Below are 24360 nucleotides of genomic sequence, written 5' to 3'. Positions count from 1 at the left end.
GTTATCAATGTAATGAGTCCGCTAGCAGTTGAGACTTTTTCAGGTAGAGAAACCGACTCATCGGATGAGCGTTTTCTATCGTTTGCATGCATAATTGAAAAACGAAAATGAATTCCATAAAAATAGATGAGAGGTGGATTTATGGCGTTACCGATTGCGATTAAACGGGGGAAAAAACCCAAGGCAGCTGCACAAACCACCCCTGCTGCAACCGGTCAGGTTCAGTCATTAACGCGCGGGCTTAAATTACTGGAATATATTTCCGAATCACAAGGCAGTGTCGCCCTGACGGATTTAGCACAACAGGCGGGATTGCCGAATTCTACCACTCATCGCCTGCTGACAACCATGCAACAGCAAGGTTTTGTCCGTCAGGTGGGGGATTTAGGGCTTTGGACCATGGGGGCTCACGCCTTTATTGTTGGCAGTAGCTTCCTGCAAAGCCGCAATTTGCTGGCCATGGTGCATCCGATGCTACGCCGTTTGATGGATGAATCAGGCGAAACCGTCAACCTGGCGGTGCTCGACCATAGCGACTACCAGGCCATTATTATCGATCAAGTACAATGTACTGCGCTAATGCGCATGTCAGCCCCCATTGGTGGCAAACTGCCGATGCATGCTTCCGGTGCGGGTAAAGCCTTTCTCTCTACTCTGACAGATGATCAATTAGTGCAGTTGTTACATAAGAAAGGGCTGCACGCATATACCCAACATACCCGTACCAATCCAGCCAGCCTGAAAGAGAATCTGGCACTGACTCGCAAGCAAGGTTATTCATTTGATGATGAAGAACATGCCCTCGGCTTGCGTTGTATCGCCGCCTGTCTGTTCGATGAACACCATGAAGCCTTTGCCGCAATCTCTATCTCCGGCCCGGTATCACGCATTACCGACGACCGCGTCACCGAACTTGGCGCACTGGTTATTCATGCTGCGAAAGAAATAACTCAATCATACGGCGGCGGGAATCGGAGTTAATTAGTTAAAACTTTGTCGTTCGGTGAGAACAAGCAGTTCGTAAAGACGCCGTAAATACTTCCCTGTAGGCTCGAGCCGCGCCGTCCTGGCGCGGACGCTTTACTCTTCTGCCTGCCCTCACCTCTCTGAATCGAGAACTAATTACTCACAACAGTGTTTCTTTACATTCCCAATCAAGGCGTAGCGAGCTAAGCCAGTTTAGGTGCGGCCAGCGCGGAAAAACCGGAGCGTACACGAAGTACGTGAGGATTTTGAGCACTGCCCAATCCTAAAATGACAACGCGCAGTAGCCGCTAATTTAAAGCCCGCTGGGAGAAACGCTGCTTCCGGCGATAGGCAAAAACATCCTCCACATGCCCGTCCTTAATACGCTGCTGCAACCCACGCCAATAGCTGGCGTGAAACAGGTCGCTGTGCATCTCCTCAAAAAAATGCCGTATTTTCAGATCAGTGCATAAGAAATGACGAAACTCTTCAGGGAATACATCATTGGGCGATACGCTATACCACGGCTCGCTGGCCATCTCATCTTCCGGGTAGCGCGCTGGCGGAATATCGCGGAAATTAACCTCTGTCATATAGCAAATTTCATCGTAATCGTAGAACACCACGCGACCATGGCGGGTCACACCAAAGTTCTTAAATAACATATCACCGGGGAAGATATTTGCCGCAGCCAACTGCTTAATGGCATTACCATACTCCTCGATAACATCCTTTAGTTGCTGATCATTGGCCTGCTCCATATAAAGGTTCAATGGCGTCATCCGCCGTTCCATATAGAGATGCTTAATAATGATTTGGTCGCCTAAATCTTCTAACTTTTCCGGCACTTCCCGTTGTAGTTCGGCCAGTAACTCTGGGCTTATCCGCTGCTTATCAATAACAAAATTCTCATACTCTTGAGTATCCGCCATGCGCCCGACGCGGTCATGCTCTTTAACCAGTTGATAGCACTCTAAAACTCGTGCCTGGCTGACCTCTTTTTGCGGCGCAAACTGATCCTTAATTACCTTAAATACCCGATCAAATGACGGTAGGGTAAACACCAGCATCACCATGCCTTTAACCCCTGGGGCGATAATAAACTGTTCACTGGATTGATGAACAAAGGTGAGGTATTCACGATAACTTTCAGTTTTGCCGTGTTTCTGGCATCCAATTGCCATATACAGCTCAGCTGTCGATTTACCCGGTAATATTTCCCGTAGCCATTCCACCATTGCCGCTGGCAGCGGGGCATAGACCATAAAGTAAGAGCGAGCAAAACCGAACACAATGCTGGCCTCCGCTTTACCGGTGAGGCAAGTATCAATAAATAGGGCGCCAGATTCATTGTGATGGATGGGGAGCAGGAAGGGATAAACCCCCTCAGCCAACCGCAATTTACCGACTAACCAAGCCGCTTTATTGCGATAAAACAGTTCATTAGCGATTTGAAAACGTGCGCCTATCAGTTGCTCATCAGGGAATGCTTGCCGAAGAGCCTCTGTGATATAGCCGATATCACGCGGCAGATCTTCCCACGGCAAACGCAGCGGCAAATCACTAAGAACCATCTGCAACATGCCACTCAGATCCCCTTTTGGGGAAAAATCGCGCGCTAACGGGCGTGGGATCTCACGAAAGCGCCGCTCCGGTTGCGAGCTGAAAACAAACAGCTTATCCGGCGTTAAATCACGGTGCTTAAACAACCGGCAGTAAACAGAATTAAAAAAACTCTCCGCAATTTCAAAACGCGGGTAATCCGGCAACAACTCGGTGTAGATCTCTTTTACCCGTGCCAGAAATTCTGCATCAAAACAGCGCTGATCGGTGATGTGCTTTAGTTGCTCAACCACCAGACCGACATGGTGGTCATAGAGGTGAATACGCTTCTTCATCGCCTGCTGAACGGCATGCCAGTCCGCCTGCTCAAAACGGTGCTGAGCGCTGGCAGTGACCTCTAGAAAGCGACCATATTGTGCATCGAAGCCCTGCAAGATTGTCTGAGCGATTAATCGTTCCAGTTTTACCGCCATACTCACCCCCGCCATACGGAACAGAGCCTGCATATGCAGGCTCCTGAAAGACACGCGTTCAATCAAACCGCATTTAGAATTGCTGTTCTTCCGTCGAGCCAGTCAATGCCGTCACCGATGATTCGCCACCCTGAATGATATTGGTGACTTTATCGAAGTAGCCCGTACCCACTTCTTGCTGATGGGATGCAAAGGTATAACCGCGCTCAACTGATGCAAATTCTGGCTGCTGCACTTTCTCAACATAGTGCTTCATACCCTCGCCCTGCGCATAAGCATGGGCTAAATCAAACATGTTGAACCACATGCTGTGGATGCCTGCCAGGGTAATAAACTGGTATTTGTAACCCATCGCCGACAGATCATCCTGGAAGCTGGCAATCTGCTGGTCGGTCAGATTCTTTTTCCAGTTAAATGATGGCGAGCAGTTATAAGCCAATAATTTACCAGGGAATTTCGCATGAATCGCCTGCGCGAAGCGTTTAGCCAGTTCCAGGTCCGGTGTAGAGGTTTCACACCAGACCAAATCAGCATAAGGGGCATAGGCCAGACCACGGCTGATCGCTTGCTCAATACCGGCATGTGTGCGGAAGAAGCCTTCGGCTGTGCGCTCGCCGGTCACGAATTCACTGTCATATGGATCGCAATCAGAAGTCAGTAAATCAGCCGCATCAGCATCAGTACGGGCAATTAACAAGGTTGGCACACCCAGAACATCGGCGGCTAAACGGGCAGCAACCAATTTTTGAATCGCTTCTTGAGTCGGCACCAACACCTTACCGCCCATATGACCACATTTCTTCACCGCAGCCAGTTGGTCTTCAAAATGCACCCCCGCCGCGCCAGCTTCAATCATGGCTTTCATCAATTCAAAAGCATTCAGCACACCACCAAAACCGGCTTCAGCATCAGCCACAATCGGCAGGAAATAGTCGGTATACCCTTTGCTACCCGGTTCAATATTATTCGACCACTGAATCTGATCCGCGCGGCGGAAGCTATTATTAATTCTTTTAACCACCGCAGGGACGGAGTCGACTGGATATAACGACTGATCGGGATACATGCTAGAGGCGGTATTCGCATCAGCGGCAACCTGCCAGCCCGACAGATAAATTGCCTCAACACCGGCTTTCGCTTGTTGCAGAGCCTGACCACCGGTTAACGCGCCGAGACAGTTGATATACCCTTTGCGCGCGCCACCATGCAGTAATTCCCACAGTTTGTGTGCTCCGTGCTGCGCCAGCGTACATTCAGGATTCACTGAACCGCGCAGTTTAATCACCTCTTCTGCGCTATATGGTCGGGTGATACCTTTCCAGCGCGGCGATGTCCATTCCTGTTCCAACTGCTGAATTTGTTGAGTACGAGAGGTAGTCATGGTGATATTCCTTATTATTCAATCTTGTAGGGTTAATAGAGTGTCATATCCAAAGTAATTGGAGTTGCAGCTAGGCAGCAAGCGAACGAATCCCGATGAGCTTACACAAGTAAGTGATTCGGGTGAGCGAACGTAGCTAACACCGCTGCAACTTCCAGTACGAAGGGTGTTTTAGGCTAGTAATGCATAGCCTGGTAGCGTCAGGAAGTCGATAAGCTCATCTTGTGTTGTAATTCGCTCCATCAGACGCGCGGCTTCTTCAAACCGCCCGCCATCAAAGCGCTCTGCGCCAAGCTCAAGCTTCACTACCTGCATTTCTTCACTCAACATGCTGCGGAACAGCTCTTTGGTCACCGTCTGGCCATTACTCAAGCTTTTCTGGTGATGGATCCATTGCCAAATAGAAGTACGCGAAATCTCTGCTGTTGCGGCATCTTCCATCAGGCCATAAATTGGTACGCACCCATTGCCAGAGATCCATGCCTCAATATATTGCACTGCCACCCGAATATTGGCTCGCATCCCTTCTTCAGTACGATCGCCAGTGCAAGGCTCCAATAACTCAGCAGCCGTAATTGGCTTATCCTGCTCACGCGTGATCTCTAACTGATTTGGCCGTGAACCTAATACGCGGTTGAAGACCTCCATCACGGTATCTGCCAACCCAGGATGCGCAACCCAAGTACCGTCATGGCCATTGCTGGCTTCCAACTCTTTGTCAGCACGAACTTTATCCAGTACCAGAGCATTCTTTTCTGCATCTTTATTCGGGATAAAGGCCGCCATGCCGCCCATCGCCAACGCACCACGCTTATGACATGTCTTGATCAGCAGGCGAGAGTAGGCACTGAGGAAAGGTTTCGTCATCGTCACTGACTGACGATCCGGTAATACACGATCACTGTGATTCTTCAGCGTTTTGATATAACTAAAGATATAGTCCCAACGGCCACAATTGAGAGCAACAATATGATGGCGCAGGTGGTAGAGGATCTCGTCCATCTGGAATACAGCGGGTAATGTTTCAATTAACACCGTGGCTTTGATGGTGCCTTGTGGCAAATCGAAACGTTGCTCAGTAAAGCTGAAAACATCACTCCACCAGGCAGCTTCCTGATAGGATTGCATTTTTGGTAAATAGAAATAAGGGCCGCTACCGTTGGCCAGTAATTGCTTATAGTTATGGTAGAAATACAACGCGAAATCGAATAAGCCTCCGGGGATAGCTTCCTCTTGCCATTTAACATGCTTCTCTGGCAAGTGCAGGCCACGAACCCGAGCAATCAATACCGCAGGATTAGGTTTTAACTGATAAATTTTGCCAGATTCATTTGCATAAGAAATTGTGCCTTTTACCGCATCGTGCAGATTAATTTGACCCTCGATAACCTTATCCCAGCTCGGTGCTAATGAATCTTCAAAATCGGCCATAAAGACTTTCACATTAGCATTGAGGGCATTAATCACCATCTTGCGCTCAACCGGCCCGGTGATTTCCACTCTGCGGTCACGTAAGTCTGTAGGAATACCTTGAATCTTCCAGTTACCATCACGAATGGAATTAGTTTCCGAAATAAAATCAGGTAAAGCGCCCTGATCAATGGTCTGTTGCCACGATGCCCGTGCAGCAAGGAGTTTGTTCCTCGGCTCAGCGAATTTCACCACTAATTCGGTCAAAAATTCAATGGCCTCATCTGGCAAAACTTGCCGCTCAGCAGCATTAAAATGCTGCGTAAAAACTAACTCCGTGCCAACTAACTGTTGTGTCATTACCCTTCCCCTTACCAATCTCACTTCGTTCACATCAACGCTAACGTAGCGTCACTCTTGGATTCTTATCGGGTAATGCCTTCCGGCTGGAAATTTAAGGCTGGATTTCATGGTTATTTTTCACCCCGACAGGACTAAGAATAATCAATTAATCATTAAAATCAAAAACGATTTCCATTTTTATTTAAAATAATTTTTTAATCTTTATTTATCATATTGTTAACATAGGTATGTGTTATAGACAGATAGGAATAGACTTCCATTACTGGCGTTTTTCGAAGATAACTCATTGTTTAACAAAGAGATCAGACCAGTTTATCGAGGGGGAATAAGCTTTTTTACTGGGGAATAATAGACAGGCGGCATCGATTCAGCCGCCTTTATTAACATTTGAGGTGATAAAAAGTCAGTCGAGCGTAGGATTCATATGGCGCAAATCAAATGGGGTGATTTGGTACACGTAGTAGTTCAGCCAGTTCGCAAACAGCAGATGACCGTGGCTACGCCACGATGCTTTTGGTGGTAAAGAAGCATCGTCATCAGGAAAGTAATTGAGTGGAACTTGTGGGTTAAGACCGGCGGCCACATCACGCTGATATTCACCTGCTAGCGTGTCGACGTCGTATTCAGGATGACCGGTAACAAAAGCCACTCGCTTATCTTTACTGGCAAACAAATAAGCTCCAGCCTCTTCTGATGAGACCAGGATATCCAAATCTGTATATTGCTTAAGCACCTCAAGTGGGAAATCGGCATAGCGAGAATGAGGTGCCAGGAATGTTTCATCAAACCCTCGGGTGAGCAGTGCCAGTGGCTCTCGAGTTTGGTGCTGGTAAATACCAGAGAGTTTGACCTCGCGAGTCATCTTAGGAATGCCATACAGGATATTTAATGCCGCCTGTACCGCCCAGCATACGAACAAGGTTGAGGTCACGTGGTCCTTTGCCCAAGCAATAATACGCTCGATCTGTGGCCAGTATGCGACGTCACAAAAATCAACTAAACCGAGAGGTGCGCCAGTCACGATCAACCCATCAAAATTCTGATCTTGAATATCTTCAAAGTCACAGTAGAAGTTATTCAGATGCTCTGCTGGCGTATTTTTTGACTCACGGCTATCAATCCGCAGTAATTGGATATCAATCTGTAAGGGTGAGTTAGAGAGTAAACGTAGGAATTGATTCTCCGTCTCAATTTTTTTAGGCATTAGATTCAGAACCAACACCTTCAGGGGACGAATTTCCTGGGTTTTCGCACGCGATGAGGTCATCACAAAGACATTCTCATTGCGTAAGAAACTCACTGCGGGTAATTCATCAGGAACCCTAATTGGCATGCCTATATCCTCAATATATCCGTTTATACGTTTAGACTTCTAGATGCCTGAAGATAGCGGGTTTTCAGTAAAAAGTCGAGTGATCTGCCACAACCTGAAAATGTTTCATTACCACCATCTCAATAGTACTTAGTGCAGTGAACAGTCGGCATATATTTTCGATACTGCCAAAATGCAAAAACCCTCTACAAATGCAGAGGGTTATCATTTTCTATGACTTTATTTTTGAGGGCTATATGTGATTTAGCTACATTTTCAGCATACAACAAACTCGTCACTAACATTTATTTTTGGATAGCACAAAAGCAAAAACCCCACGCTTTTGGCATGGGGTCTTTACTTGATTTGATACCTGGCAGTGTACGAATGGCTTTCCTGCCATTCGCCCTTCGGGCCGTTGCAAGCAACGTTAAAAATCGTTCCCGACGATTTTTTCCTACAATATTCGTCTCATCTTGAGGATGAGTCTCACCCCTCCGGGGCCAGCGCAAGCGCTGTTCAAACTGCATTCGCAGTAGTATTCGTCTCATCTTGAAGATGAGTCTCACCCCTCCGGGGCCAGCGCAAGCGCTGTTCAAACTGCATTCGCAGTTTGTCGCATGTCATGCTCGGGTTGTATTCTGTCTGAACCCATAAGCAAAAAAGGCCACCCGTTAGGGTAGCCTTTTTTGCTTATTTGATACCTGGCAGTGTCCTACTCTCGCATGGGGAGACCCCACACTACCATCGGCGCTACGGCGTTTCACTTCTGAGTTCGGCATGGGGTCAGGTGGGACCACCGCGCTATTGCCGCCAGGTAAATTCTTTTCTACTACTACCGAACTTTAACCCATGTAACTGGTGCTGATACCCAGAGTCGAACTGGGGACCTCACCCTTACCAAGGGTGCGCTCTACCAACTGAGCCATATCAGCACAACTAAATTTGATGCCTGGCAGTGTCCTACTCTCGCATGGGGAGACCCCACACTACCATCGGCGCTACGGCGTTTCACTTCTGAGTTCGGCATGGGATCAGGTGGGACCACCGCGCTAAGGCCGCCAGGCAAATTCTGTCTAAACTAAACCCGCTATGCAATACTACACACAGCCAGCCAGCCCAATCTCGGAACTTCGCTGAAAATATCAATCTCTTAATCAAAACACCTTTGGTGTTGTAAGGTTAAGCCTCACGGATCATTAGTACTGGTTAGCTCAATGCATCGCTGCACTTACACACCCAGCCTATCAACGTCATAGTCTTTAACGTTCCTTCAGGGGGCTTAAAGCCCCAGGGAAGACTCATCTCGAGGCAAGTTTCCCGCTTAGATGCTTTCAGCGGTTATCTCTTCCGAATTTAGCTACCGGGCAATGCCATTGGCATGACAACCCGAACACCAGTGATTCGTCCACTCCGGTCCTCTCGTACTAGGAGCAGCCCCTCTCAATCTTCCAACGCCCACGGCAGATAGGGACCGAACTGTCTCACGACGTTCTAAACCCAGCTCGCGTACCACTTTAAATGGCGAACAGCCATACCCTTGGGACCTACTTCAGCCCCAGGATGTGATGAGCCGACATCGAGGTGCCAAACACCGCCGTCGATATGAACTCTTGGGCGGTATCAGCCTGTTATCCCCGGAGTACCTTTTATCCGTTGAGCGATGGCCCTTCCATTCAGAACCACCGGATCACTAAGACCTACTTTCGTACCTGCTCGAGCCGTCACTCTCGCAGTCAAGCTAGCTTATGCCTTTGCACTAACCTCACGATGTCCGACCGTGATTAGCTAACCTTCGTGCTCCTCCGTTACTCTTTGGGAGGAGACCGCCCCAGTCAAACTACCCACCAGACACTGTCCTCACCCCAGATTATGGGGCCGAGTTAGAACATCAAACATTAAAGGGTGGTATTTCAAGGTTGGCTCCATGCAGACTGGCGTCCACACTTCGATGCCTCCCACCTATCCTACACATCAAGGCTCAATGTTCAGTGTCAAGCTATAGTAAAGGTTCACGGGGTCTTTCCGTCTTGCCGCGGGTACACTGCATCTTCACAGCGAGTTCAATTTCACTGAGTCTCGGGTGGAGACAGCCTGGCCATCATTACGCCATTCGTGCAGGTCGGAACTTACCCGACAAGGAATTTCGCTACCTTAGGACCGTTATAGTTACGGCCGCCGTTTACTGGGGCTTCGATCAAGAGCTTCGCCTTGCGGCTGACCCCATCAATTAACCTTCCAGCACCGGGCAGGCGTCACACCGTATACGTCCACTTTCGTGTTTGCACAGTGCTGTGTTTTTATTAAACAGTTGCAGCCAGCTGGTATCTGCGACTGGCTTCGGCGCCGGGAGCAAGTCCCATTACCTAATGCCAGCGTGCCTTCTCCCGAAGTTACGGCACCATTTTGCCTAGTTCCTTCACCCGAGTTCTCTCAAGCGCCTGAGTATTCTCTACCTGACCACCTGTGTCGGTTTGGGGTACGATTTAATGTTACCTGATGCTTAGAGGCTTTTCCTGGAAGCTTGGCATCAACTACTTCACCACCGTAGTGGCTCGTCATCACACCTCAGCGTTGATAAGCAACCGGATTTACCAAGTCGCTCCGCCTACATGCTTAAACCGGGACAACCGTCGCCCGGCTAGCCTAGCCTTCTCCGTCCCCCCTTCGCAGTAACACCAAGTACAGGAATATTAACCTGTTTCCCATCGACTACGCTTTTCAGCCTCGCCTTAGGGGTCGACTCACCCTGCCCCGATTAACGTTGGACAGGAACCCTTGGTCTTCCGGCGTGCGGGTTTTTCACCCGCATTATCGTTACTTATGTCAGCATTCGCACTTCTGATACCTCCAGCAACCCTCACAGGTCACCTTCAACGGCTTACAGAACGCTCCCCTACCCAACAACACCTAAGTGTCGCTGCCGCAGCTTCGGTGCATGGTTTAGCCCCGTTACATCTTCCGCGCAGGCCGACTCGACCAGTGAGCTATTACGCTTTCTTTAAATGATGGCTGCTTCTAAGCCAACATCCTGGCTGTCTGTGCCTTCCCACATCGTTTCCCACTTAACCATGACTTTGGGACCTTAGCTGGCGGTCTGGGTTGTTTCCCTCTTCACGACGGACGTTAGCACCCGCCGTGTGTCTCCCGTGATAACATTCTTCGGTATTCGGAGTTTGCATCGGTTTGGTAAGTCGGGATGACCCCCTAGCCGAAACAGTGCTCTACCCCCGAAGATGAGTTCACGAGGCGCTACCTAAATAGCTTTCGGGGAGAACCAGCTATCTCCCGGTTTGATTGGCCTTTCACCCCCAGCCACAAGTCATCCGCTAATTTTTCAACATTAGTCGGTTCGGTCCTCCAGTTAGTGTTACCCAACCTTCAACCTGCCCATGGCTAGATCACCGGGTTTCGGGTCTATACCTTGCAACTAGACGCCCAGTTAAGACTCGGTTTCCCTACGGCTCCCCTATTCGGTTAACCTTGCTACAAAATATAAGTCGCTGACCCATTATACAAAAGGTACGCAGTCACACCACGAAGGTGCTCCCACTGCTTGTACGTACACGGTTTCAGGTTCTATTTCACTCCCCTCGCCGGGGTTCTTTTCGCCTTTCCCTCACGGTACTGGTTCACTATCGGTCAGTCAGGAGTATTTAGCCTTGGAGGATGGTCCCCCCATATTCAGACAGGATGTCACGTGTCCCGCCCTACTCATCGAGTTCACAGCAAGTGTGTTTTGGTGTACGGGACTATCACCCTGTACCGTGCGACTTTCCAGACGCTTCCACTAACACACAAACTGATTCAGACTCTGGGCTCTTCCCCGTTCGCTCGCCGCTACTGGGGGAATCTCGGTTGATTTCTTTTCCTCGGGGTACTTAGATGTTTCAGTTCCCCCGGTTCGCCTTGCATGGCTATGTATTCACCATGCAATAGTGCAACGAATTGCACTGGGTTTCCCCATTCGGGTATCGTCGGTTGTAACGCTTCATATCAGCTTACCGACGCTTTTCGCAGATTAGCACGCCCTTCATCGCCTCTGACTGCCTAGGCATCCACCGTGTACGCTTAGTCGCTTAACCTCACAACCCAAAGGTGTTTCTTATGTTCAAGTCGGTTGCGCGTCGTGAATACAGCGTTGTGCGGTACTCGGAATGCTCATGAACGTTAAGTTCACTCCGCTTCCTCCGTGCCGTACGCCTTGCCTTCACTTAGCTCACGCGACTCTCTTCATCAGAATACACATTGGCATTGCGATTATTTGAGAGACTCTATTACAGGTTACTCTTTATCTCAGTACATCTACGGAGAGATAAATTTCAGCTGTAATGTTTCAATTTTCAGCTTGTTCCAGATTGTTAAAGAGCAATATTTCACAACACACTGTGCCTTACGACCGCAGTACGTTTTGAAATAGTTTTTTTATATGGTGGAGCTAAGCGGGATCGAACCGCTGACCTCCTGCGTGCAAGGCAGGCGCTCTCCCAGCTGAGCTATAGCCCCATATAAAAAGCAAAATACCTTATCGGCATAACTCATTCTCAGACAAGACGCAGTCACGCAACGTTTATGGGTATAAACGAGTGTGTCTGTAACGCACTATGAGGATGAGTTGGTGGGTCTGAGTGGACTTGAACCACCGACCTCACCCTTATCAGGGGTGCGCTCTAACCACCTGAGCTACAGACCCAACAAGGTACTAAAGCCCGACTAATCTCTCAGTCCGGCCTTATTTGCTCGTTACTTTCTATCAGACAATCTGTGTGGACACTACGCAATGCGTATCGTTTAGGTAAGGAGGTGATCCAACCGCAGGTTCCCCTACGGTTACCTTGTTACGACTTCACCCCAGTCATGAATCACAAAGTGGTAAGCGCCCTCCCGAAGGTTAAGCTACCTACTTCTTTTGCAACCCACTCCCATGGTGTGACGGGCGGTGTGTACAAGGCCCGGGAACGTATTCACCGTAGCATTCTGATCTACGATTACTAGCGATTCCGACTTCATGGAGTCGAGTTGCAGACTCCAATCCGGACTACGACAGACTTTATGTGGTCCGCTTGCTCTCGCGAGTTCGCTTCACTTTGTATCTGCCATTGTAGCACGTGTGTAGCCCTACTCGTAAGGGCCATGATGACTTGACGTCATCCCCACCTTCCTCCGGTTTATCACCGGCAGTCTCCCTTGAGTTCCCACCATTACGTGCTGGCAACAAAGGATAAGGGTTGCGCTCGTTGCGGGACTTAACCCAACATTTCACAACACGAGCTGACGACAGCCATGCAGCACCTGTCTCACAGTTCCCGAAGGCACCGAAGCATCTCTGCTAAGTTCTGTGGATGTCAAGAGTAGGTAAGGTTCTTCGCGTTGCATCGAATTAAACCACATGCTCCACCGCTTGTGCGGGCCCCCGTCAATTCATTTGAGTTTTAACCTTGCGGCCGTACTCCCCAGGCGGTCGACTTAACGCGTTAGCTCCGGAAGCCACGCCTCAAGGGCACAACCTCCAAGTCGACATCGTTTACAGCGTGGACTACCAGGGTATCTAATCCTGTTTGCTCCCCACGCTTTCGCACCTGAGCGTCAGTCTTTGTCCAGGGGGCCGCCTTCGCCACCGGTATTCCTCCAGATCTCTACGCATTTCACCGCTACACCTGGAATTCTACCCCCCTCTACAAGACTCTAGCTTGCCAGTTTCAAATGCAGTTCCCACGTTAAGCGCGGGGATTTCACATCTGACTTAACAAACCGCCTGCGTGCGCTTTACGCCCAGTAATTCCGATTAACGCTTGCACCCTCCGTATTACCGCGGCTGCTGGCACGGAGTTAGCCGGTGCTTCTTCTGCGAGTAACGTCAATCAACCGTGCTATTAACACGATTGCCTTCCTCCTCGCTGAAAGTGCTTTACAACCCGAAGGCCTTCTTCACACACGCGGCATGGCTGCATCAGGCTTGCGCCCATTGTGCAATATTCCCCACTGCTGCCTCCCGTAGGAGTCTGGACCGTGTCTCAGTTCCAGTGTGGCTGGTCATCCTCTCAGACCAGCTAGGGATCGTCGCCTAGGTGAGCCATTACCCCACCTACTAGCTAATCCCATCTGGGCACATCCGATGGCGTGAGGCCCGAAGGTCCCCCACTTTGCTCTTGCGAGGTCATGCGGTATTAGCTACCGTTTCCAGTAGTTATCCCCCTCCATCAGGCAGTTTCCCAGACATTACTCACCCGTCCGCCGCTCGCCGGCAAAGTAGTAAACTACTTCCCGCTGCCGCTCGACTTGCATGTGTTAGGCCTGCCGCCAGCGTTCAATCTGAGCCATGATCAAACTCTTCAATTTAAGATTTGTTTGATTTGCTACTAATAAAAGCAGCGATGCTCAAAGATTACTTTCTGCAAATAAGCATTCGAACCGAAGTTCAAATGTGTACTGCTTTGGTCACTCTTCAAGACTTTGATATTGCTTCTGCCTGTCGAAACAGGCTTCGATATCGTCTTGCGAGTGCCCACACAGATTGTCTGATAAATTGTTAAAGAGCAGTGCGTTAGCAACCGGTGGTTGGTAACGCGAGGTGCGCATATTACGCTTTCCTCATTCAGAGTCAACTACTAATTTCGTTGAATTTCTCTGTTCTCTTTGCCGGTCACTTAACTACTTGATTCGTTGTGTGCCGTCTCGATGGATGCGCATTATAGGGAGTCGAATTTTTTGCACAACTCTTTTTTCGCCTTTTTCTACTGTTTGAATACTTTTCACTCCTTACGTGCAGATCTTGGTCGATCCGCTGCATTTTCCCTATGATCCCTGCGGTCGATTGGTTGTAATTCCATCAGCAAAGGCTAGTATTGCCGGTAAAGTGTGATCTTATTGAGAGGCTATTGCTATGTCCGACCCTATCCGCCCTTATCTTCATTATTCACCTACTCTTGGTAAACGCGTGATGATCGATGGATCGAGCGTGATCATTGGTAATGTTATTTTGGGTGATGATGTCAGTGTCTGGCCGTTGGTTGCTATTCGTGGTGATGTTAATCAGGTCGTCATTGGCGCTCGTTCAAATATTCAAGATGGTAGTGTGTTACACGTAACCCATCATTCAGAGCATAATCCTGAAGGGAACCCCTTGGTTATTGGTGAAGACGTTACTGTTGGCCATAAAGCGATGCTCCACGGTTGTACTATTGGCAATCGGGTACTGGTGGGGATGGGGTCTATTTTGTTAGATGGTGCAGTTATCGAAGATGATGTGATGATTGGCGCGGGGAGTCTGGTTTCCCCAGGTAAACGATTAGTCAGTGGTTACCTCTATATGGGGAGCCCAGCCAGACAAGTTCGCCCTTTAACGCCGGCAGAATTAGAAGGCCTACTTTATTCTGCAAGCAACTACGTACGCTGGAAAGATGACTATCTGGCAGAAACTAAATAAGCAGTAACATAAGATGCAGGGAGTAAGTCATCATCTTCCCTGCATTATTGAATATCTTTCTATCGACTCAGTTCATCACGCAACTTATTTAGCACCGGTGTTATCTGTGGCATCACGCCATGCCAAAGTTTGAAAGCATGGGCTGCCTGCCCCACCAGCATCCCTAAGCCATCAGCGTAACTCGCCACACCCAACTGCTTAGCCCAAGCTAAAAATGGTGTATCCCCCACTTGATAAAACATGTCATAGCAACGTGTTGCAGGACTCATAATATCTTTAGATAAGTTTGGTACTTCGCCATGAATTCCAGCAGCGGTAGCATTTATGATTAAGTCAAACTGCTGCCCGCTCAGCGCCTGCATTTCGGCAGCCTCGATATCACCCAAATGATGAAAGACTTCGGCAAGCTGCTGTGCGCGGCTATAAGTCCGGTTAGTGATGACCACAGTGCATCCATAAGAGAGTAACGGCAAGATCACACCACGAGCAGCCCCCCCCGCGCCCACCAATAAGATCCGATCAGAGACTCGGATCAAACCCTGGCGCTCAAGATCACTGAGCAAACCAATACCGTCCGTATTATCACCTAACAAGCGCCCGTCTTCTAGTTGCTTGATAGTATTGACAGCACCTGCCAGTGACGCACGATCGGTTAGTTCATCACATTTGGCATAAGCGCGCTCTTTAAACGGCGTGGTAATGTTCGCGCCTAATGCACCATCTGCAAAAAACGACGTTAACGTTTCCTCAAAAGCGCCATGAGCGGCTAATACCATACCGTATTGATGCTCTATACCTGTCTGCTCGGCAAAAAGCGCATGAATCCTTGGCGACTTACTGTGCCCAATGGGGTTACCAAACACTGCGAAATTCTGATCCATGCTACTTTCTATCCTTGGCGAAATTGCTTACCGGTTAACGCATCTCTTATTTCAGACGGATTCAAACGACCACCCACCTCGCCAGAGAGCACAGGGAGAAAAGGGCCAAATTGCATTCTCACTTCAGCTTCTGTACGGCATGGCTCGCGACCGCTTAAGTTGGCACTGGTTGAAACCAGTGGCTTGCCATATTGCGAGCAAAGCTGCTGTACCAGTGGGTGGTCACTCACCCTTACAGCCAATGAGCCAAAACTGCCCGTTAACCAACGCGGTGTCTTAGCTCGCGCTGGAATAACCCATGTTACGGGTCCAGGCCAACAGGAGAAGAGCATTTCCTGTTGCGCTGTATTCAGCATTGAGTCATCAATATATGGCTTCAACTGCTCATAGTTAGCGGCGATTAAGATCAAACCTTTTTGCCATGGCCGCTGTTTTAAAGCTAATAAAGCATTTACTGCTTTTTCACTATCAGGGTCACAACCTAAACCAAAAACGGCTTCTGTTGGATAAGCGATGACCTCTTCTTGTTGCAAAGCCCGCAATACATCTGACAAAGCACCACTATTTTCTTGTTTATTCACGCTGTTATTACTCACTTACCACTGCCTTCCCACATAACTTGCTAGCGCAAAAACGTTTTACACCTTGCGCGGTTCTCTTTTCCATTAACAATGAATAGTGGCAATACGCACACTCTCCGGCAATGGGTTGCTGATTAATTGTAAACTGGCAATCGGGATAGCGATTGCAGGCGTGGAAGATCTTTCCAAACCGGGACTTGCGCTGTAGTAACTTGCCTTGGCCACATTGTGGGCAATCAATCGATGTTTCATCAGGCTTATCAATAACTTCAGTATGATCACATTGTGGATATTGGCTACAACCAATAAACATACCAAAACGCCCTTGCCGTAACACCATTTCTGAACCGCATTCAGGGCAATATTGTCCTTCAAGAACTTTCACGATATGCCCATCAGATTGCGCTTTCAACGGGCGCATGTACTGGCAGCCGGGATAATGTGAACAACCAAGGAATGGGCCATGACCCCCACTACGAATGACTAAAGCCGATCCGCATTCAGGACACGACCCATTATCCTTGGCAATAACTGTTTTCGTCATAACGCCTTCTATATAAGGTTATTAGCCAGCGATACTACCACTTAGTGCAAATAACCTTCATTGACTTCAAAAAGTAGCTCTTCCATCTGCTGATAGGCACTTTCATAACCCGGTATGTTAAACAGCACCATCAGCACAACCCATTTGAGATCCTCCAAGTCAATCTCATTAGAGTCCAATGCCATAATACGGTCGATGACCATCTCACGGGTATCAAGATGTAACACCTGAATTTGCTCAAGAAATAGGATGAAGCCGCGACAAGTGGTATCCAGACGTTGGGCTTCTTCCGCCGTATAAATCCGCAATGCTTGCGGATCAGCAGCATAAAGATAAGGTGCTTTCTGCCCTTCTTGTAGGTCTGCGAGAGCCTCTAACCAGTTCAGGGCGTTGTTGATATCCTCACGATAGAAACCTGCGTCAGCAAGATCGTCAGTAATCTTGTCTTGATCAACAAGCATTTCCGACTCGTTATGCATATAAGTTTCAAATAAGTAAATTAAAACGTCGAACATGGCCTGCCCTCCTTAATCGGACATAGCCGCCGGGTACAGCTGCGATCCACCCTGCTAACTCCAGCTCAAGCAATTTGCTGACGATATCTGGCACAGGTTGGCCGGCACGTTCGGCGACGACATCAACGGGTGTCACCTCATCTCCTACGTTAGCCAACACATCAGCAAATGGCAATTCAACTTGCTCCTCTGATGCAGAAATAGTTACTTTCTCGGGCAATGATACCCATTGAAGTGAACCGCCCACTTGTGTAGCTATCTCTTGTGCTGACCTCGCCAGATATGCGCCTTGTTGAATCAGCCAGTGCACACCTTCGCTGGTTGCACTCCCTAATGGCCCCGGTAAAGCAAAAACATCTCTCCCTTGCTCTATAGCATAGCGGGCAGTAATCAAAGAGCCACTTTTCAGCGTAGCTTCAACCACTAATACAGCAGAACTTAGCCCACTGATAATACGATTCCTTCTGGGGAAATGGGCAGCGACCGGCAATGCTGTTGTCAAAAACTCTGAGACCAGAGCCCCGCCTTGGCACTCAATGTCTTTGGCCAGATGACGATGTCGACGTGGATATATGTTCTCCAACCCACTACCTAATACCGCGATGGTCTTTCCTTTAGCATTCAAAGCCGCTTGATGACAAATCCCATCAATCCCAATTGCCAGACCACTGGTGATAACCAACCCCGTTCGAGCCAGTTCTGAAGCAAAGTAACAGCCCCACTGCTCACCATAGTGGCTGAAATGACGGCTACCCACCATGGCAATCTGAGAGCGATACAACACATCCAGCTCGCCAGAAACAAACAGCACCAGAGGAGCGGCAGAGATATGAGCCAAACGGGGTGGATAGCTTGGCTCACCGTAGGCTACTAAGTGGTGAGAAGGCTGACTCAGCCAAGTTAAACTGGCCTCAATATAGCGGGGATCTACTTGATAAAACTGCTGGCATTGCTGAGCATCCAATCCGTAAGCAGCCAATCTGCCGGGGTGGACATCACCACGGGCAAGTAACCGTCTGACCAATGCACTGCTTTTCGCTACCCCAAATCCCTTAACCTTGCTCATCCTGAGCCATAATTCAGCCGCTAACATATTGCCTCCCTGGCTTGCTTTCTATGCTGACACCGATTTGTTCAATTGGTAGACGATGCTGTCAATCAGAGCCGGAAATGTCTAGAATAGAGATTGAATATCATTCACTACTCGGACGCAGATCTAGATATTTATGTCAGTATTACAAGTATTACATTACCCAGATGAGCGGCTGCGCAAAATTGCTGCGCCGGTAAAAGAAGTCAATGGTGAAATCCAGCGTATTGTGGACGACATGTTCGAGACCATGTACGCAGAGGAAGGCATTGGCCTTGCCGCAACCCAAGTGGATGTTCATAAACAAATTATCGTGATTGATGTTTCGGAAAATCGTGACCAACGCCTGGTGTTGATTAACCCAGAGCTGTTGGAGAAAAGCGGTGAAACCGGCATTGAAGAAGGTTGCTTATCAATTCCTGAGCAACGGGCATTAGTCCCTCGCGCTGAAAAAGTAAAAATCAGAGCGCTGGACCGTGATGGTAAACCGTTCGAACTGGAAGCGGATGATTTATTAGCAATCTGTATTCAGCACGAAATGGACCATTTGGTTGGCAAACTGTTTGTGGACTATTTATCGCCGCTGAAACGTCAGCGTATCCGCCAAAAGTTGGAGAAAATGGCCAAGTTAAATGCCCGAGCCGACTAACCCCATCTAATGCAGGAAACCAACGTGTCTGACTCTTTGCGGATTATTTTTGCAGGAACGCCTGATTTTGCAGCGCGCCATCTTGGCGCGTTGTTGTCTTCCCAACATCAGATTGTTGGTGTTTTCACTCAACCGGACCGCCCCGCTGGCCGAGGTAATAAACTGACCCCGAGCCCAGTGAAGGTATTGGCAGAACAACAAAGTATTCCCATTTTTCAGCCGAAATCGCTACGGCCCGAGGAGAACCAACATCTCGTGGCTGATCTGAATGCTGATATTATGGTCGTGGTTGCCTATGGTCTGATTTTGCCTGCATCTGTCTTGGCAATGCCGCGATTAGGCTGTATTAACGTCCATGGTTCCCTATTACCACGCTGGCGTGGTGCTGCGCCTATCCAACGTTCAGTATGGGCCGGTGATGCAAAAACTGGGGTAACAATCATGCAAATGGATGTTGGACTAGACACCGGGGATATGCTGCATAAAATTGAATGTGATATTCAGCCGGATGATACCAGTGCGACAATGTACGATAAGCTGGCGCAATTAGGGCCTCAGGGCTTATTGATAACATTGCAGCAATTAGCGCAAGGCAGTGCACAGCCGGAAGTACAAAATGAGGCACAAGCCACTTATGCAGAAAAGCTAAGTAAAGAGGAGGCCAAATTAGATTGGTCACTTTCTGCGGCTCAGTTAGAACGCTGTATTCGTGCTTTTAATCCTTGGCCAGTTAGCTATTTTGTCGTTGATGAACAGCTCATCAAGGTCTGGCAGGCACAGGTACTTCCTAAAGTAGATAATACCAAGCCCGGAACCATCATTCATGCAGATAAACATGGGATCCAAGTGGCTACCGCAGATGGCGTTTTAAATATTACGCAACTGCAACCAGCCGGCAAGAAAGCCATGTCCGCAGCTGACTTATTAAATTCACGTCGCGAATGGTTTGCGCCTGGTAGTCAACTAGCATAATAACTCAGCAGCTACAGCTATATACCTAATAGATGTCAAGATGCAGGAAGGCCGGTCCAGAGATGGCCAAGTAGCGAGAGCAGCCAACACCCCTGCAACTTGAAAGATGACGGATGTAGGTTTCATCGCCCGATACTTCATCATCGGGCCACTTTCCCTTTATTTGCTGACGTTTGTCGGCTTTTTTGGTTATGAAAAACACATATAATCTCCGCAGCATCGCTGCTAAAGCAATTAGCCAGGTATTGGATCAGGGGCAATCGCTCAGTACCGTTTTGCCTGGGCTACAGAAAAATATTTCAGATAAAGATCGCGCATTGCTACAGGAGTTGTGTTTTGGCACTTTGCGTGTTCTACCACAGCTAGAGTGGTGTATCCAGCAGTTGATGGCGCGCCCAATGACCGGTAAACAGCGTGTTTTTCACTACCTGATTATGATCGGGCTATACCAGTTGGTTTATACCCGGATTCCGCCACATGCTGCTTTAGCCGAAACGGTTGAAGGTGCCACTGCGCTGAAACGTCCGCAACTAAAAGGGTTGATCAACGGTGTACTACGTCAATTCCAACGTCAGCAAGTGGAATTACTGGAGCGCGCTGCAAATAGTGATAGCCGTTACCTGCATCCTAGCTGGTTATTAGCGCGTATTAAGCAAGCCTATCCAGAACAATGGCAGCAGATTGTGGACGCGAATAACCAAAAGCCACCAATGTGGCTGCGGGTAAATCGTCTCCATCATACCCGCGGTGAATATCTCGAGCTGTTAAAGCAAGCGGAGATAGATGCAGAACCTCATGCCTTTTATCCCGATGCAGTACGGCTTATTGCCCCGTGCGCCGTCAATGATCTGCCTGGTTTCGAACAAGGCTGGGTAACAGTGCAAGATGCTTCAGCCCAAGGTTGTGTTGATCTGCTTGATCCGCAAAATGGTGAACAGATCCTTGATTTATGTGCCGCTCCGGGCGGTAAAACAACACACATCCTCGAAGCTGCGCCAAAAGCACATGTATTAGCTGTGGATATTGATGAACAACGGCTCAGCCGGGTTAAGGAAAATTTACAACGTCTGAAATTACATGCTGTGGTGCGAGTCGGCGATGGTCGAACCCCGGATGCATGGTGTGACGATCAGCAATTTGATCGTATTCTGCTAGATGCACCTTGCTCTGCCACCGGTGTGATTCGTCGCCACCCTGATATCAAATGGTTGCGCCGAGACAGTGATATTGCCGACCTGGCAGAATTACAATCTGAGATCATTGAAGCTATCTGGCCTAGACTGAAGAAAGGTGGCGTAATGGTTTATGCTACTTGTTCGATATTACCGCAAGAGAATCAGCAACAGATAGCCGCTTTCCTGCAACGGCATTGTGCAGCAGAATTGGTTGAAACTGGTACTAACGTGACTCCCGGTAAACAAAACTTGCCACACCCTGAGGATGGCGATGGTTTCTTTTATGCGAAGTTAATCAAAAGATAATCGTGGCTTTGGCTATGCCTCAAAACCTAATTTCAGTGTGGAACAGAGAACGCTATGAAAATAATTATTCTTGGGGCGGGGCAAGTTGGCGGAACCCTGGCAGAAAATCTGGTAGGCGAGAACAACGATATCACCGTTGTGGATATTGACTCTGGCCGCCTACGCCAGTTGCAAGATAAATTTGATCTGCGTGTGGTACAAGGGCATGGATCGCATCCGAGAGTCTTGCGGGAAGCGGGGGCTGAAGATGCCGATATGTTGGTTGCAGTGACCAATTCTGATGAAACCAATATGGTTGCCTGCCAAATTGCGTATTCACTATTTAATACACCAAATCGCATCGCACGTATCCGTTCGGCTGAATATATTCGTGAAGCTGATAAGCTTTTTCTGCCAGAAGCGGTACCCATTGACCATTTGATATCACCGGAACAGCTAGTTATCGATAATATCTATAAACTTATCGAATATCCTGGTGCATTACAGGTAGTTAATTTTGCTGAAGGTAAAGTCAGTATTGCGGCGGTAAAAGCCTATTATGGCGGCCCATTGGTGGGGAATGCATTATCCTCTCTGCGTGAACACATGCCTCATATTGATACCAGAGTGGCAGCAATCTTTCGTCAAGATCGACCAATTCGTCCACAGGGCTCCACTATCATTGAAGCAGGTGATGAAGTCTTCTTTGTTGCTGCCTCACAGCATATCCGCGCTGTAATGAGTGAGTTACAACGTCTTGAAAAACCCTATAAGCGCATTATGATTGTTGGCGGTGGTAATGTCGGAGCCGGTTTAGCCCTACGATTAGAAAAAGATTACAGTGTAAAATTAATTGAGCGTAACCCGCAGCGAGCCGCCGAATTAGCCGAGATGTTACACGATACTATTGTATTTTATGGCGATGCGTCAGACCAGGAACTGCTGGCAGAAGAGCATATTGAACAGGTCGATGTCTTTATTGCCATTACCAATGACGATGAAGCCAATATTATGTCCGCGATGCTGGCAAAACGGATGGGCGCAAAAAAGGCAATGGTATTAATCCAACGTAGCGCCTATGTCGATCTGGTTCAAGGAAGCGTTATTGATATTGTCATCTCACCGCAGCAGGCCACTATTTCAGCCCTTTTAGGTCATGTCCGTAAAGCGGATATTGTCAGTGTTTCTTCATTAAGGCGGGGTGTGGCTGAGGCAATCGAAGCAATTGCCCACGGTGATGAAACCACATCAAAAGTTGTTGGCCGAATGGTTGAGGATATAAAGTTACCACCAGGTACTACCATTGGGGCAATTGTACGTGGGGATGAGGTTATCATTGCCAACAGCAACTCCATAATTAAACAGGGTGACCACGTAGTGATGTTTATTACTCACAAAAAATTCGTGCCCGATGTGGAGCGGTTGTTCCAACCAAGCCCATTCTTCCTGTAATTATTAATAATTAACTAGTTCGAACCCATTTATAAATTAAAACTATTTCCGTAGATAGTGGGAAAATTTTCTATAATTATGGTTCTATCGAGTTTTATTTAGCTAAGATTAAGTCATTCATTTTTAAAGGGGGTGTCATTTATGAGTTTTATGAAGGAATTTCGTGAATTTGCCATGCGTGGCAATGTGGTCGATTTGGCAGTCGGGGTAATTATTGGTGCCGCATTTGGCAGAATTGTTTCTTCACTTGTCGCCGACATCATCATGCCGCCACTTGGCTTATTGCTTGGGGGGGTCGATTTCAAGCAATTCCATTTCATATTACGTGCTGCTGAAGGGACTATACCTGCTGTAGTAATGAACTACGGTACATTCATTCAGAGCATTTTCGATTTTGTTATTGTGGCGCTCGCTATATTTTCCGCCGTGAAGCTAATGAATAAAATGCGCCGTGAAAAAGCGGAAGAGCCTGCAGCACCGCCAGCACCAACAACAGAAGAAAAGCTGTTAGCCGAGATTCGTGATTTACTGAAAGCGCAGCAATCAAAGTAAGTTCAGTTTTGATAAACGTAAAAGCCATCATATGATGGCTTCTTACTGCTTTCAAATCAGAAGACCAGTGGTAATGAATCTATTGATTGCTTACCACTGGCCTCCCAGTTACTACCTTTTGCGTATTTTTCTTTACGCCGATAACTTCCTTTTCCTTTACTATTCTGCTCGATACGTTGCCTGAAAAGTGGGTCATGGAGTAATGCCTCTAGCGCATTATCTTTAATTTTCCCCTTGGTATGTCGATATACCGCCATAATAAAACCTCACTGATAAATTTATTGATTAAAAATCCTACGCATAATACTGCTAATGTAAGCTGATTTAAACTACCCACCTAAAATTTAGTCTTTAGCTGATTCTTCAGTCGCCCCTTGTTCCAGTGCTTCCAGAATAGAACAATAAGTCGTTGCATGAGTACTTCCGCAGCAGGCATTACTAAGGCGTTTTAGTGATTCACGCATTCTTTTAAACTCAGTTATCTTACTTTCCACATCATGTAATCGAGAATCCACAATTGCTTTTGATTCCTGACAGGTATGATGTTCAGGATCGACACGAATCGACAGTAATTCGGCGATAGTTTCTAATGTAAACCCGAGCTGCTTCGCATAGCGGATAAAACGTAAACGCTGTAAATCTTGTTCACTATACAGTCGGTAACCGCCTTCTGTCCGTTTGCCATGATCCATCATTCCTTGTTTCTCATAGTAGCGAATAGTATCTGGTGTAACATCTGCCAGTTTAGCGAGTTGCCCAATTTTTAACAT

General features: G+C 48.0%; 19 protein-coding genes, 3 tRNA genes and 4 rRNA genes. 7 read left to right on the top strand and 19 right to left on the bottom strand.

Annotated elements, in window-relative coordinates:
* Positions 1 to 141: 141 nt before the first annotated feature.
* Positions 142 to 981 carry a glyoxylate bypass operon transcriptional repressor IclR gene (gene iclR / locus Q2T71_RS20560; protein ID WP_372560361.1) on the top strand — a complete coding sequence of 280 codons (840 nt, stop codon included), beginning with the start codon at positions 142 to 144 and terminating at the stop codon, positions 979 to 981.
* Between the two features lie 293 nt (positions 982 to 1274).
* Here iclR and aceK read toward each other — a convergent pair whose 3' ends face one another.
* The 12 genes from aceK to Q2T71_RS20500 all read right to left on the bottom strand — a co-directional run bounded on the left by aceK (position 1275) and on the right by Q2T71_RS20500 (position 14047).
* Entirely contained in the window at positions 1275 to 3002 is a 1728-nt protein-coding gene (aceK, locus tag Q2T71_RS20555; protein WP_372560692.1) for a bifunctional isocitrate dehydrogenase kinase/phosphatase, read from the bottom strand.
* Positions 3003 to 3075: 73 nt separating this feature from the next.
* Positions 3076 to 4383 (bottom strand): isocitrate lyase, encoded by a 1308-nt coding sequence (gene aceA / locus Q2T71_RS20550; RefSeq protein WP_372560360.1) that lies wholly within the window; start codon positions 4381 to 4383, stop codon positions 3076 to 3078.
* A 171-nt stretch (positions 4384 to 4554) separates the two neighbouring features.
* On the bottom strand, positions 4555 to 6153 hold the full coding sequence (aceB, locus tag Q2T71_RS20545) for a malate synthase A (RefSeq protein WP_372560359.1): 1599 nt from the start codon (positions 6151 to 6153) through the stop codon (positions 4555 to 4557).
* 406 nt (positions 6154 to 6559) lie between these two features.
* A complete protein-coding gene (metA, locus tag Q2T71_RS20540) occupies positions 6560 to 7489 on the bottom strand; it encodes a homoserine O-succinyltransferase (RefSeq protein ID WP_372560358.1) in 930 nt (309 codons plus the stop codon).
* Between the two features lie 681 nt (positions 7490 to 8170).
* Positions 8171 to 8286: ribosomal RNA gene (gene rrf, locus Q2T71_RS20535) — 5S ribosomal RNA — on the bottom strand.
* Positions 8287 to 8327: 41 nt separating this feature from the next.
* Positions 8328 to 8403: transfer RNA gene (locus tag Q2T71_RS20530), tRNA-Thr, on the bottom strand.
* A gap of 15 nt (positions 8404 to 8418) precedes the next feature.
* Positions 8419 to 8534 (bottom strand): 5S ribosomal RNA (rrf, locus tag Q2T71_RS20525).
* Between the two features lie 112 nt (positions 8535 to 8646).
* Positions 8647 to 11553: ribosomal RNA gene (locus Q2T71_RS20520) — 23S ribosomal RNA — on the bottom strand.
* A gap of 345 nt (positions 11554 to 11898) precedes the next feature.
* Positions 11899 to 11974, bottom strand: a tRNA-Ala gene (locus Q2T71_RS20515).
* 110 nt (positions 11975 to 12084) lie between these two features.
* A tRNA-Ile gene (locus tag Q2T71_RS20510) sits at positions 12085 to 12161 on the bottom strand.
* Positions 12162 to 12264: 103 nt separating this feature from the next.
* A 16S ribosomal RNA gene (locus Q2T71_RS20505) occupies positions 12265 to 13807 on the bottom strand.
* The 16S, 23S and 5S rRNA genes sit together here with 3 tRNA genes alongside, the layout of an rRNA operon.
* Positions 13808 to 13906: 99 nt before the next feature.
* Positions 13907 to 14047: a hypothetical protein gene (locus Q2T71_RS20500; protein WP_372560357.1), complete on the bottom strand. Its 141-nt coding sequence runs from the start codon at positions 14045 to 14047 to the stop codon at positions 13907 to 13909.
* A 304-nt stretch (positions 14048 to 14351) separates the two neighbouring features.
* On the opposite strand from Q2T71_RS20500, the gene Q2T71_RS20495 reads away from it, so the two are divergent.
* Complete coding sequence (locus tag Q2T71_RS20495) at positions 14352 to 14894, top strand: gamma carbonic anhydrase family protein (RefSeq protein ID WP_083161145.1); 543 nt, start codon at positions 14352 to 14354, stop codon at positions 14892 to 14894.
* Positions 14895 to 14953: 59 nt separating this feature from the next.
* Here Q2T71_RS20495 and aroE read toward each other — a convergent pair whose 3' ends face one another.
* The 5 genes from aroE to dprA are packed head-to-tail and all read right to left on the bottom strand — an operon-like array spanning position 14954 to position 18508.
* On the bottom strand, positions 14954 to 15775 hold the full coding sequence (gene aroE, locus Q2T71_RS20490) for a shikimate dehydrogenase (RefSeq protein ID WP_372560356.1): 822 nt from the start codon (positions 15773 to 15775) through the stop codon (positions 14954 to 14956).
* 8 nt (positions 15776 to 15783) lie between these two features.
* Positions 15784 to 16356 (bottom strand): L-threonylcarbamoyladenylate synthase type 1 TsaC, encoded by a 573-nt coding sequence (tsaC, locus tag Q2T71_RS20485; protein ID WP_372560691.1) that lies wholly within the window; start codon positions 16354 to 16356, stop codon positions 15784 to 15786.
* A 7-nt stretch (positions 16357 to 16363) separates the two neighbouring features.
* A complete protein-coding gene (locus Q2T71_RS20480; protein WP_372560355.1) occupies positions 16364 to 16900 on the bottom strand; it encodes a topoisomerase DNA-binding C4 zinc finger domain-containing protein in 537 nt (178 codons plus the stop codon).
* Between the two features lie 41 nt (positions 16901 to 16941).
* Positions 16942 to 17415, bottom strand: coding sequence for a DUF494 family protein (locus Q2T71_RS20475; protein ID WP_032906609.1), 474 nt, complete (start codon positions 17413 to 17415; stop codon positions 16942 to 16944).
* Complete coding sequence (gene dprA, locus Q2T71_RS20470; protein WP_372560354.1) at positions 17387 to 18508, bottom strand: DNA-protecting protein DprA; 1122 nt, start codon at positions 18506 to 18508, stop codon at positions 17387 to 17389. The genes Q2T71_RS20475 and dprA overlap by 29 nt, the downstream gene beginning before the upstream one ends.
* 133 nt (positions 18509 to 18641) lie before the next feature.
* Between dprA and def the strand changes: the two genes are divergently transcribed.
* The 5 genes from def to mscL all read left to right on the top strand — a co-directional run bounded on the left by def (position 18642) and on the right by mscL (position 23590).
* Complete coding sequence (gene def, locus Q2T71_RS20465) at positions 18642 to 19154, top strand: peptide deformylase (RefSeq protein ID WP_083161153.1); 513 nt, start codon at positions 18642 to 18644, stop codon at positions 19152 to 19154.
* Positions 19155 to 19178: 24 nt separating this feature from the next.
* Positions 19179 to 20126 carry a methionyl-tRNA formyltransferase gene (gene fmt / locus Q2T71_RS20460; protein ID WP_372560353.1) on the top strand — a complete coding sequence of 316 codons (948 nt, stop codon included), beginning with the start codon at positions 19179 to 19181 and terminating at the stop codon, positions 20124 to 20126.
* 191 nt (positions 20127 to 20317) lie between these two features.
* Positions 20318 to 21607: a 16S rRNA (cytosine(967)-C(5))-methyltransferase RsmB gene (gene rsmB, locus Q2T71_RS20455; protein ID WP_372560352.1), complete on the top strand. Its 1290-nt coding sequence runs from the start codon at positions 20318 to 20320 to the stop codon at positions 21605 to 21607.
* Positions 21608 to 21661: 54 nt separating this feature from the next.
* Positions 21662 to 23038 (top strand): Trk system potassium transporter TrkA, encoded by a 1377-nt coding sequence (gene trkA / locus Q2T71_RS20450; protein ID WP_372560351.1) that lies wholly within the window; start codon positions 21662 to 21664, stop codon positions 23036 to 23038.
* A 141-nt stretch (positions 23039 to 23179) separates the two neighbouring features.
* Positions 23180 to 23590 (top strand): large-conductance mechanosensitive channel protein MscL, encoded by a 411-nt coding sequence (gene mscL, locus Q2T71_RS20445; protein WP_032906607.1) that lies wholly within the window; start codon positions 23180 to 23182, stop codon positions 23588 to 23590.
* 56 nt (positions 23591 to 23646) lie between these two features.
* Here the strand turns inward: mscL and Q2T71_RS20440 are convergent, their stop codons facing one another.
* Entirely contained in the window at positions 23647 to 23847 is a 201-nt protein-coding gene (locus tag Q2T71_RS20440; RefSeq protein WP_372560350.1) for an alternative ribosome-rescue factor A, read from the bottom strand.
* Between the two features lie 87 nt (positions 23848 to 23934).
* On the bottom strand, positions 23935 to 24360 hold the full coding sequence (gene zntR, locus Q2T71_RS20435) for a Zn(2+)-responsive transcriptional regulator (RefSeq protein ID WP_372560349.1): 426 nt from the start codon (positions 24358 to 24360) through the stop codon (positions 23935 to 23937).

This window comes from Yersinia sp. 1652 StPb PI, from assembly GCF_041538345.1.
GTDB classification, from domain to species: domain Bacteria; phylum Pseudomonadota; class Gammaproteobacteria; order Enterobacterales; family Enterobacteriaceae; genus Yersinia; species Yersinia enterocolitica_E.
Note: the sequence above shows the minus strand (reverse complement) of the source record. Positions and strands in the feature narration are given on the sequence as shown.